This is a genomic window from Streptomyces sp. NPDC088762, assembly GCF_044750905.1.
Taxonomy (GTDB): domain Bacteria; phylum Actinomycetota; class Actinomycetes; order Streptomycetales; family Streptomycetaceae; genus Streptomyces.
Genome location: NZ_JBIVKT010000023.1, coordinates 90,678 through 101,694, shown reverse-complemented (window position 1 = coordinate 101,694; position 11,017 = coordinate 90,678). Strand labels below are relative to the sequence as shown.

The window sequence follows — 11,017 nt, the reverse complement described above, 5'->3', positions numbered from 1 at the left end:
AGGAACGTCGTGACCAGGCCGCGCCGCATCGGGTCCTTCGCGCGCAGGCGGGGGATGTGGCGGCGCTGGGTCTGGCCCGTCTCGTCGGCGATCCGAAAGCTGACGACGCCGAGACGGGCCTGGGACACGTAAAGGTCAGCGATGCGTCGCACGACATCGGCATCGACGAGCAGCCCGTCGTCGTCCAGGTCCACCAGCACGTCGACGTCCCCGAACTCCCGCAACCGCCGCCAGGCGACGTTCCGGCCCCCGGACACCCCCAGGTTCTCCGCCAGCTCCACCGCGACCACCCCGTCCGGCAGGCCGGGCAGCGCACAGCCGTTACCGACCACGACGATCCGTACAGCCGACTCATCCTGCTTGGCGACCGAATCCAGCAGGGCCCGCAGCTCGGGCATCCGGTCGCCCATCGTCAGCACGGCCACGCCCACCCGCGGTCGGGTCACACCCATCACGTCCTTCCGGCACCAGGCGAAACGGCGAGCGTACCGCTGCCCGAGCCGTGCCCAGCCACGCGAAAGGCCCCGCAGCCATGACACCGCTCCTCCTCGGCGACTACGTCTCCGCCCCGGCCCGCGGCTCCCTCCCCGGGACTCCGTACGGAAGCCTGGACACCTACGACCTCGCCGACTTCCTCGCCTGCTGGCCCGAACTCCACCGGCAGGCTCTGGCCGCCCTCGGCGACGCCGGCCGCATCCACCCGACCGCGTTCGTCCACCCGCAGGCGGTCGTCGGGGACGACGTCATCATCGGCGCGGGCGCGAAGGTCTTCGAGTTCTCCACCGTCCGCAAGGGCAGCGTGGTGTGCGCCGGCGCCTCGGTGGGGTTCAACTGCGAGGTGACGGCGGCCTTCATCGGCGAGGACGCCGTCCTGGGCCACCGCATCGGCGTCAACCGTACGATCGTCGGCGCCAGGGCCCACCTCTCCGCCGGGGTCACGGTGGCCGCGATCGCCATGTGCCGCGACATGCGCACCCCGGACCGAGAGGTCATCCTCCGCACCGAAACCGGCCTCTACCGCTGCGGCACCACCCGATTCGGCGCCGTCATCGGCGACGACACGCAGACCGGCAACACCATCAGCCTCGGCCCGGGCGTCGCAATCGGCCGCCACACCCGGCTCAACAGCGGCGTCACCCTGGCCGCCCGCACCCTCCCGGCCGACTCCGTCGCAACGGCCCCGCACACGGCGGAGACGAGGGTGCGCTACCGCAGCCGGGTGAGGCGGGGGGCCGCTGGCGGGTGAGCCGACGCGGAAGCGTCCACCGCTGTCCCCGCGTGCGCGGGGAGCAGCACCACACCATGTGGGCAAGGGTCGGTGGGAATCCCCGCGTGCGCGGGGAGCAGGTGAAGAACTCACCTAGGTCACGAACCTTCTTGGGGTCATCCCCGCGTGCGCGGGGAGCAGGCACACAACCCCGTCGCCTCGATTCAGCTTGAGGGGTCATCCCCGCGTGTGCGGGAGCAGTTCTGCTTGGCCTCCTCCAGCTTCAACAGAGCGGGGTCATCCCCGCGTGCGCGGGGAGCAGTGGTCCTCGCCTTCGACGTCGTCCCCGATGCCGGGGTCATCCCCGCGTGCGCGGGGAGCAGTCCGCCAACCCGGGCCAGTGCTGCTTGGGAACGGGGTCATCCCCGCGTGCGCGGGGAGCAGTCCGACGCGGCCGCGAGGAGCGCGATCGCCGCGGGGTCATCCCCGCGTGCGCGGGGAGCAGGCTCTGCGACCAGCGACTTTAGATGGACCGTGGCCGCGTTCCAAGCACTTTCACCAAGTCCGACAAATTGCATATATGGCGCCGAGGCGAGAACCGAAGCGCATCGACACCCGGATCAGGTACGACAGCAGCCGTACTCCGCCCTCGCTGTCATGGCGTGGATGCCCGCCGATCTGTGAACGCCCGACCATGTCCCATCACCAGGAGTCCCTGGGCAGCTCGCCGTAAGGCACCTGAGAGGAGGCGTGCCTACGTCGTCACCGGGGCGCCCACACCATCAGGACTGGCCCTCCAACGTAGCGACCGTAGTGAAGCAGCCTCGATACGCCGTCAGAAAAGCTTCTCGCATGGGTAATCGAGGGTGTGCGAGCCTGAGGAAATGACGTTCGAATTCGAAGCAGAATGGACGCAGGCGAAGGGCGAGGCAGCCATGCGTCTCGCTTCCGCCGGGCCGTTACCCGCTCCGACTCCGCAGCCGAGTCCCTCCGCGTCCCCCGCACCTTCCCCGGGGAATCCCGACCTCGGCCTCGTCAACGGCCCCGTGCACTCCAAGGCATCCGGCATCCGTACCGCGAACGCCGAGGCCCGGGGCAAGTCCACGCTCGACGACGCCGAGGCCGTGGGCCGCAGCCACGCCGGGTGGGTGGCCGGAGCGGCCAGCAACGACTGCGTGGGCGCCTGGCAGCGCAGGCTGCGGGAGCTCGCGGACCTGGTCGACGACGCGGCCGACGCCCTGACCACCGGCACGAACGCCATCACCACCGAGGACCAGGCGATAGCCGACGGCCTGCGCGCGGCCGGCGGCGTGCTGGAGGACGCCTGATGGTTTCCGTACCCGAGCTGAAGCAGGCCGACCCGCAGAAGTGGCGCGCCGCCGCCGACGACGCGGTGGCCGTGGCCAAGCAGTGCGACGGCCTGGCCTCCTACGCCCGCGAGGACGTGGCCCGTACGGTCAGCCGGTGCTGGGTCGGCGAGGCCGGCCGCGCCGCCACGGAACGGTTCGTGAAGCACGCCGACGACTACGAGACCTCCGCGCTGGCCCTGCGCGCGATGGCCAAGGTCTACGACGACCTGGCCGCGGCGATCGAGGCGGCCCAGCGGGACCTGAACAGCGCCCTGGACTACGCCCGCACCCGTGACCTGAAGGTCGACGACAGCGGCCGGGTCCAGCTGTCCCACCCGGTGATGGTGCCGCAGGGCAGTACCGAGCACCTCGAACCGGTCAACCACGCCCAGGGGATCGTCACCGACGCCCTGCGCAAAGCGACGCAGGCCGATGTGGAGGCGGCACGCGCGCTCCGCACGGTCGAGGGCCTCACCGCCATCTCCGATCCGAAGCTGGCCAAGGAGGCCTTGGTCCCGGGTTCCCCGCTCGCCGTCGCCCTGGCTCTGGCGGGCGGTACCGACGGCCTGCACCCCATCAACGTCTCCCCTGCCCAGTTCGCGGCACTGAACCGGGCCGCGGCCGAGACGGGCATCAGCCGCAAGCTGCTGCTGGCGATCCTGTGGCAGGAGCAGCAGTGGTACCAGAACTTCAACCCCGGCCTGAACGGCCCGCTAGCCCAGGCGGGACGGATCTTCAACTGGACGTTGCAGCAGTCCCTCAAACCCGACAAGTCCCTCGGCATCACCCACATGAAGCCGGACACCGCGCGGCAGGTAATGGAGGACTACCCGAGGGCGTTCACGCTTGCCGACGGGACGTTCCTCGGCAGTCTCAGTGACGCGGAACTCACCAAGTACATCGAGGAGAATCCCGACGAGAACATTCGCATGAGCGCCTACCACCTCAAACGCCTTCAGGAGAACCCCTACGGCGCGAGCACCGACAAGCAGCTCTTCACCCTGTACGCAGCGGACACACCGGGCGTGCGGGAGCTGAACGAGCAGTACGGTGACGAGTCGGGCAGCCGGGCCAACGACATCAGGACCCGGGGCGAGAACTGGGACAAGGTGGAACCGCACCTGGACGACGCGATGGCCTGGTATGCCCTCACGGACGAGCAGCGGGCCACCGCCGTACGACAGCTCGAGTCGCAGACCCCCGCCGGGCACCACGTCTCCGTCGACCCGATCTACCACGAGGGCGGCGGCCCGCACACCGGAACGGGAACCGGCCCCGCAGAACCCGGCACCCCCGCCCCGAGCCCGGGGCCGACGCCCAGGCCGCCGAGGAGCAACTGACCCATGCGCACACGGAAGTACGCCCCGCTACTGCCGGCACTGCTCCTGACCCTTAGCGGCTGCGGTTTCGTCGGCGGCGGGGGTCCCGCGCCGTTGACGCCGATGCCGAGCCAGGTGCCGACCGGCCCCGAATACGGGACGGTCGACGACGTGATCACCGCCATGGCCAAGGGCGGCTTCGACTGCAAGGTGACCGTGCGGAACGAGAACAAGTTCGGCTCGGACGCCACCTGCGAGGTGCAGCACCGCGGAACCACCGTCGTGAACGAGATCTCGGTACTGAGCACGGCCCGGTACAGCCGTGACGAGGTCGGCGACTCCATCGCGTCACGGCGCAGCGGCCCGTACGCACAGACCATCGTCGCCGCCGGCAACTGGTTCATCTGGGTACGGCCCGGGGTCTACGCCTACGACATGGCCGCGGCGCTGCCCGGTTCCGTGGTCCTGGAACCACTCGTGGAGAAGTAGGAAGCCGGGGCCGCCGCACTCGCTGCACCCGGCGAACGCTCGCAATCACCGTGTAGGAGCGCGCGGGCCGTTCCGTCTTCACGTCGCGGGTCTCAGGTTGCGCCACCCCTACTCAGAGTCCATCCCCGCGTGCGCGGGGAGTAGGTCTGCGGTCAGGGCGTTGACCGACACGTTCTTGGGTCCATCCCCAGCGCGCGGGGAGCAGTCGGGCTGCGAGGCGGGGACGATCATCTACGTGGGTTCATCCCCGCGTGCACGGGGAGCAGAAGGAAGAGGTGATGCGCCTGGTACGCCCACCGGGGTTCATCCCCGCGTGCGCGGGGAGCAGCGTCCCTGGCGTTCCTTGGGCGAGCGGACCCTGGGTTCATCCCCGCGTGCGCGGGGAGCAGCCGAACGGCCCCTACGGGTACGGCGTCCCGGCGGGTTCATCCCCGCGTGCGCGTGGAGCAGGAGGTGAGGGTAGCGGCATACACATCCGCCTTGGGTTCATCCCCGCGTGCGCGGGGAGCAGTGTGAGCCGTTCGCCCCGGACTGCGGGGGGACGGGTTCATCCCCGCGTGCGCGGGGAGCAGGCGGTCCCGTCCGGTCATCTCCCGCAGGGCGGGGGTTCATCCCCGCGTGCGCGGGGAGCAGGGGAGCAGGGGAGCAGGGGGGAACACAGCATCCCGCACACGTTCCCCTGGGTGCATCCCCGCGTGCGCGGGGAGCAGTCGGTGAAGTCCAGCCACGTGTCCTCGTATCCGGGTTCATCCCCGCGTGCGCGGGGAGCAGCGAACGCATCTGCGGGAGGACAAGGCAGTGGCTGGGTTCATCCCCGCGTGCGCGGGGAGCAGGCCACCGAGGTGTAGGTGATGAGGGTGGCGATGGGTTCATCCCCGCGTGCGCGGGGAGCAGGCAGCGTCACCAGGCAGTACCTGATAGAAGCTGGGTTCATCCCCGCGTGCGCGGGGAGCAGTCAGCCTTGCCGAAAGCAATGCCCGCGTGCTCGGGTTCATCCCCGCGTGCGCGGGGAGCAGCTGTTGCAGGGCCATCTCGGCACGCACCCTCAGGGTTTATCCCCGAGTGCGCGGGGAGCAGTGGTCTTTGATGCACCGGTACTGACTGCCCTTGGGTTCATCCCCGCGTGCGCGGGGAGCAGGTGGGCGTTCTCGTTGCGGCTCATCCGGGTCCGGGTTCATCCCCGCGTGCGCGGGGAGCAGGGCGCCCTCGACGGGAACGCCCACTTCTACGGGGGTTCATCCCCGCGTGCGCGGGGAGCAGGCTCCGTGACCTGGGACTCTAGGCGGCCCAAGAGGCGTTTGCGAGCACTTTCACCGAATCCGACAATCCCGCCATACCTCCCGCTCGCAACACAATGCCCCAGCCGCATCGTTCCAGTCTCCCAACCGTCACACCGCGGGGCACGACCTCAAGCGGCAATGCAGCAGCCGATCTCCCGCCGCCCGGACATCTCAACGGCCTGCCCCACCCCATCCAACCGCCATAAAGTGCCTCGTAGCGATCATCGAACAGAGGGAGTGCACGTGGGCGTGACGGGGGATGAGCGCCGGCGGCGGAGTGGGATCGTGGGGTACTGGCGGGCGGTCGAATTGTTCAGTCCGCAGAAGGTGCCGCCCCTGTCCGCCCGGGAGCGGGTCTACGCCGCCGCGCTCGACCAGCCGATGCCCTGGGAGGCCGGCCATCCGCTGCGGTCGGTCCCCCTGGAGCCCGGGTACGGGTGGCAGCACGTCGTCTATGGCGGGACGTACGCCCTCAGCGCCGTGCGCGACACCCTGCTCCGCGTCTTCGGGGAGAGCGAGGAGGACCACGACGGCCGGATGGACGGCGAGACCGCGCTGTTCGCCCTCACCGTCACCGACGAAGGGCGGGTGTTGCTCGACTCGCCCGTCTTCTCCTCCTGCGCGTGGGCCACCGGCCGCGCCCTGTCTCCCGGCCCCGGCAGCCGCGGCTGGCTCGACGGGTTCGAGGAGGAGGCCGAGGCCTGGGGCGTACGGGCCGGTGCGCTCGGTGAACGCTTCGACCCCGGCAAGAGGGAGATCCCGTCGGGCGACGGCACCGAGGGAGGGGAGGACGGGGACGACATACCCATCGGGACCGGCGTCGTCAGCGCCAAGCACCTGCTGGAGTTCACCGGCGAGCTGGCCGGAGCCTGGGGCGTCTCCGGCGCGCTGAACCCCGCCGACGTGCGCGTGCGCAGCATCGCCGTACGGCTGGACCACTCCGGCGAAGCCGACCAGCAGGACTTCCTCAACAGCTTCATCGCCGCCGACCTCGACCGGGTCGCCCACGCCCTCGGCCGGCAGGATCCCGGACCGGCGCTCGCCGCCTACCTCACCCCCGACGCCGCCTTCGACAAGGGCCGCCGGATCGACGTCCGCGTGCATCCCTCCTTCGCCCTCGCCGGAGTCGCGCCGGCCCGTACCCCCCTGGGCCGATGGCCGGCCGACGCCGGGCACCCGCTCGCCCTGAGCCAGCAGTTCGCCGTCAACGCCGTCCACACCGAGCTGGCACCCGCCGCCGGAATCTTCGCCGTCAACGGCCCGCCCGGCACCGGCAAGACCACCATGCTGCGCGACTGCTTCGCCGCGGCCGTCGTCGAGCGGGCCCGCCGCCTCGCCGCACTGCGCCTGCCGTCCCAGGCCTTCGCCGAGCAGGCCCCGTACGTCTGGAAGAGCGGCGACTACACCCGTACGGTCACCCCGCTGCGCCCGGAGTTCACCGGCTTCGAGATGGTGGTCGCCTCCGCCAACAACGGTGCGGTGGAGAACATCTCCACCGAGATCCCCGCCCGCGCCGCGCTGGGCAAGCAGTGGCGGGAGGACGCCGACTACTTCGCCGAGCAGGCGACCTGTCTCCTCAAGGGCGAGCCCGCGTGGGGCGCGGTCGCCGCACGCCTGGGCAGCAAGAAGAACCGCCTGGAGTTCATCAACCGCTTCTGGCACGGCAAGTACCGCCGCACCGACGCGGGCGCCGCCACTCCCCCGCCGCCGCGCGTCCCACCCCAGTCGGACGGCCGCGGCCACCGCACCCGCGACGCCTGGATCGACAGCGGCAGCGGCCTGGCACACCTGCTGCGGCAGTGGCGCGACACCCCGCAGAGCGGCGTGTGGCGGGAGGCAAGGCAACGGTTCGAGGCCGCACTTGCCGCGGTCGAACGGCTGCGCGCCGAGCGGACGCCGGCGGCCGAGGCCTACACCGCGCTGCCGCACGCGTACGAGGCCCTGCGCAGCGGCCGGGACCGCGCGCAGCGGGACGCGGCGGAGCTGGAACGCGTACAGGAGACCCTGGCGCCGGCCGAGGCCGCGCTGGAGGCCGCCCAGCGGGCCCTCGAGCAGGCCGAACACGGACACCAGGCACACCTGGCCCGGCGCCCCGGCTTCACGGTCAGCCTCTTCACCCTGGGCCGCGCGGCGCGCGCCTGGCACGCGGAGGAGGCGGAGGCGGCCGGCCTGGTCACCGAAGCCCGTCGGGCGCGCGACACCGCGCAGGCGGGGCGGGACGGCGTACGGGGGACGGTGGGCGCGGCCGCCGATCGCCTGCGCAGGAGCCGGGAGGCGCTGGAGCGAGCCCTGGCCGCCGCAGAGCGCAGCGAGCAGTCAGTCGCGGCGGCCCGCGCCCGCTGGGAGGAGTTCGTACCGCAGGACGCCTGGCTGACGGACGACCAGGCACGTGAGCTGGCCGCCCCCTGGTCCGACCCGGAGATCACCAAAGCCCGTACCGAGGTGTTCTTGGCGGCCCTCGACCTCCACCAGGCCTTCCTCCGCTGCACGGCCCGCACGATGTACGCCAACCTGATGGCCGCCATGGACGCCGTCGCCGGAGCGGTGCCGGGGACCGTTCCGGAGGCGCACGTGCGGGCGGCGTGGCAGAGCCTGTTCCTCGTGGTCCCGGTCGTGTCCACCACCTTCGCCTCGCTCGACCGGGTCTTCGGACGGCTCGGGCCCGAGGCGCTGGGGTGGCTGTTCGTCGACGAGGCCGGGCAGGCGACCCCGCAGATGGCGGTCGGCGGCATCTGGCGGGCCCGCCGTACGGTCGTGGTCGGCGACCCCCTGCAACTGGAACCGGTCGTGGTCCTGCCGTGGACCGCACAGCGGGCTCTGCGCGAGGACTTCGCCACCGCGGAGGAATGGGCGCCGGGCCGCACGTCGGTGCAGCAGCTCGCCGACCGCGCCAACCGCTACGGGACCCTGCTGCCCGCCGAACTGCCCGACGGCCGCCACGAGGTGTGGGTCGGAGCGCCGCTGCGGGTGCACCGGCGGTGCGACGACCCGATGTTCTCCGTCAGCAACGCCATCGCCTACGACGGACTGATGGTCCAGGGGATCGCCGCGGGCGTCCGCGAGCCGTACGTCTACAGGCCCTCCAGCAGCTGGGTGAACGTCGTGTCGGCGCAGGCGGACGGGCACTGGATCCCCGAGGAGGGACGGGCCCTGCGGCGCGTCCTGGAGCGGCTGCGCGACGAAGGGGGCGTGGACCTTGCCAAGGACGTCTTCGTGATCAGCCCGTTCCGGCAGGTGGTGGCCGGTGCGAAGCGGGCGTGCCGGGACCTGATGCCGGCCGAGCGGGTCGGTACGGTGCACACGACCCAGGGCAAGGAGGCGGACGTCGTCATCCTGATCCTCGGCACGGACCCGCGCCGCGCGGGCGCCCGCGCCTGGGCCGCGTCCCGCCCCAACCTCCTGAACGTCGCGGTCAGCCGCGCCAAACGCCGCCTCTTCGTCATCGGCAACCGCGACGCATGGCGCGACCAGCGCTTCTTCACGACGCTGGCGGACTCCCTACCGGCTTACACCTGGGCTCCCCGCGCACACCATGACACGGCAGAACCCCCGCCTGCGGGCCCCGGGGCGATGGGCCCGTGACCGGGTCATCCCCGCGTGCGCGGGGAGCAGTCGATGTCGGCAGCCATCTGGTCAACCAGCGCGGGGTCATCCCCGCATGCGCGGGGAGCAGTCCATCATGGTCATCCCGCCCAGGGCGGCCGCGGGGTCATCCCCGCGTGCGCGGGGGAGCAGGGCATGGCCTCGGTCCCTGCCATCGTGATGCTGGGGTCATCCCCGCGTGCGCGGGGAGCAGGACCGGCCGAACATCCCGGTCGCGGTCACGTTGGGGTCATCCCCGCGTGCGCGGGGAGCAGGGCGGGAGGTGCCTCAGACGCACCCCGTCCCGGGGGTCATCCCCGCGTGCGCGGGGAGCAGGGAGTCGAGCCGGGACAGCTTGAGCGCATGTCGGGGTCATCCCCGCGTGCGCGGGGAGCAGACTGGACCGGCAGCTGGACTCCGAGGACGCGGCGGGTCATCCCCGCGTGCGCGGGGAGCAGGCGTCTGGGTCGCTCTCGCGGAGGCGGGCCAGGGGGTCATCCCCGCGTGCGCGGGGAGCAGTCCTTCCGCACGGCCTCCGCCGCCAGCTCCGGGGGGTCATCCCCGCGTGCGCGGGGAGCAGTACGGCACGTGGGTCATCATCTGCGGAGTGGTGGGGTCATCCCCGCGTGCGCGGGGAGCAGCCGAAGAAGAAGGCCGCGGTGATGCCGCAGCCGGGGTCATCCCCGCGTGCGCGGGGAGCAGGGCGGCGCGGGCACCCCGCTGACCCGGCCCGGGGGGTCATCCCCGCGTGCGCGGGGAGCAGACAAGACCAGCGCGAAGAAGCCGGTCGGCACGGGGGTCATCCCCGCGTGCGCGGGGAGCAGCTGCTCGACGCGGCCTCCGACGCCCGGGTGAAGGGGTCATCCCCGCGTGCGCGGGGAGCAGCGACCGACCGCGCCGCCCGGCTCGTCGCCCGAGGGGTCATCCCCGCGTGCGCGGGGAGCAGTTGCCTGTGCGGGGAGCGTGCAGCACCTGACCGGGGTCATCCCCGCGTGCGCGGGGAGCAGGTGAAGGCGCCACCCGTCGATGTCGTGCTGATGGGGTCATCCCCGCGTGCGCGGGGAGCAGGGTCAGAGGCTCCAGCGGCACATCCTGGAGCAGGGGTCATCCCCGCGTGCGCGGGGAGCAGGGGATCGTGATGGAGACGGTCTTGCCGTCGGTGGGGTCATCCCCGCGTGCGCGGGGAGCAGCCTTCGGGGGTGTGGGGGAACTGCACCGGCAAGGGGTCATCCCCGCGTGCGCGGGGAGCAGCCGTTCGAGACGGCGCAAGCATCTCCAGCGTCGGGGTCATCCCCGCGTGCGCGGGGAGCAGACAGTTCGCCCATGGCGCGGGCGACGAGCATGGGGGTCATCCCCGCGTGCGCGGGGAGCAGCGATACATGTTGACATGATGACAATGAGGGAGGGGGTCATCCCCGCGTGCGCGGGGAGCAGGCTCCGTGACCTGGGACTCTATACGGCCTGTGGGCTGTTTCTGAGCACTTTCACTGAAACCGACAATCAGCCCATACCTCCCGCGAGACCCGCTGCGTGTCTCCTCAACGCAAGGCGTGCAACGGTGGCGGAGGTATACCCCGCTACTGCAGGCCGAGGGTCAGGTCGGCAGCCGGTTCTTCACCTGTCTCGCCAACAGGACTGCGGGCCCGGGTGACGGCTGCCACCACTTCCCTGTGCGCGAGAGCCTGTTCTCCCAGCCCTGCCGGCAGTTCGTGCGGCGCTGCTCAGACGGCACAGCAGCCGTTTTGAAGGCTGGCTGCCGCTTCTCGTAGCCCACCCTGCTCGGTCCCACCT

The 11,017-nt window shown here is 71.7% G+C and carries 6 protein-coding genes and 3 CRISPR repeat arrays; of the genes, 5 read left to right on the top strand and 1 reads right to left on the bottom strand.

Annotated elements, in window-relative coordinates; genetic code table 11:
• Window positions 1-452 (bottom strand): glycosyltransferase family 2 protein (locus tag ACIP5M_RS34035; RefSeq protein ID WP_401204378.1); only part of this gene is annotated, 452 nt, incomplete at its 3' end.
• A gap of 80 nt (window positions 453-532) precedes the next feature.
• Between ACIP5M_RS34035 and ACIP5M_RS34030 the strand changes: the two genes are divergently transcribed.
• The 5 genes from ACIP5M_RS34030 (at window position 533) to ACIP5M_RS34010 (ending at window position 9,226) form a co-directional block, all read left to right on the top strand.
• Complete coding sequence (locus tag ACIP5M_RS34030) at window positions 533-1,246, top strand: transferase (protein WP_401204375.1); 714 nt, start codon at window positions 533-535, stop codon at window positions 1,244-1,246.
• 18 nt (window positions 1,247-1,264) lie between these two features.
• A CRISPR array of direct repeats spans window positions 1,265-1,712; the repeat unit is 29 nt; unit sequence GGGGTCATCCCCGCGTGCGCGGGGAGCAG.
• A gap of 379 nt (window positions 1,713-2,091) precedes the next feature.
• Entirely contained in the window at window positions 2,092-2,535 is a 444-nt protein-coding gene (locus tag ACIP5M_RS34025) for a hypothetical protein (RefSeq protein ID WP_401204372.1), read from the top strand.
• Entirely contained in the window at window positions 2,535-3,896 is a 1,362-nt protein-coding gene (locus ACIP5M_RS34020; RefSeq protein WP_401204369.1) for a hypothetical protein, read from the top strand. Before ACIP5M_RS34025 ends, ACIP5M_RS34020 begins: the two co-directional genes overlap by 1 nt.
• 3 nt (window positions 3,897-3,899) lie before the next feature.
• A complete protein-coding gene (locus ACIP5M_RS34015; protein WP_401204366.1) occupies window positions 3,900-4,364 on the top strand; it encodes a hypothetical protein in 465 nt (154 codons plus the stop codon).
• A gap of 115 nt (window positions 4,365-4,479) precedes the next feature.
• Window positions 4,480-5,624: a CRISPR direct-repeat array (repeat unit 29 nt; unit sequence GGGTTCATCCCCGCGTGCGCGGGGAGCAG).
• Between the two features lie 305 nt (window positions 5,625-5,929).
• Window positions 5,930-9,226: a DEAD/DEAH box helicase gene (locus tag ACIP5M_RS34010; RefSeq protein ID WP_401204363.1), complete on the top strand. Its 3,297-nt coding sequence runs from the start codon at window positions 5,930-5,932 to the stop codon at window positions 9,224-9,226.
• A 1-nt stretch (window position 9,227) separates the two neighbouring features.
• A CRISPR array of direct repeats spans window positions 9,228-10,660; the repeat unit is 29 nt; unit sequence GGGGTCATCCCCGCGTGCGCGGGGAGCAG.
• Window positions 10,661-11,017: the final 357 nt, after the last annotated feature.

Bases quoted from the DNA above. Each gene is read 5' to 3' on its own strand.
- ACIP5M_RS34030 (WP_401204375.1), top strand. From the start codon at position 533: ATGACACCGCTCCTCCTCGGCGACTACGTCTCCGCCCCGGCCCGCGGC.
- ACIP5M_RS34020 (WP_401204369.1), top strand. From the start codon at position 2,535: ATGGTTTCCGTACCCGAGCTGAAGCAGGCCGACCCGCAGAAGTGGCGC.
- ACIP5M_RS34015 (WP_401204366.1), top strand. From the start codon at position 3,900: ATGCGCACACGGAAGTACGCCCCGCTACTGCCGGCACTGCTCCTGACC.
- ACIP5M_RS34025 (WP_401204372.1), top strand. From the start codon at position 2,092: ATGACGTTCGAATTCGAAGCAGAATGGACGCAGGCGAAGGGCGAGGCA.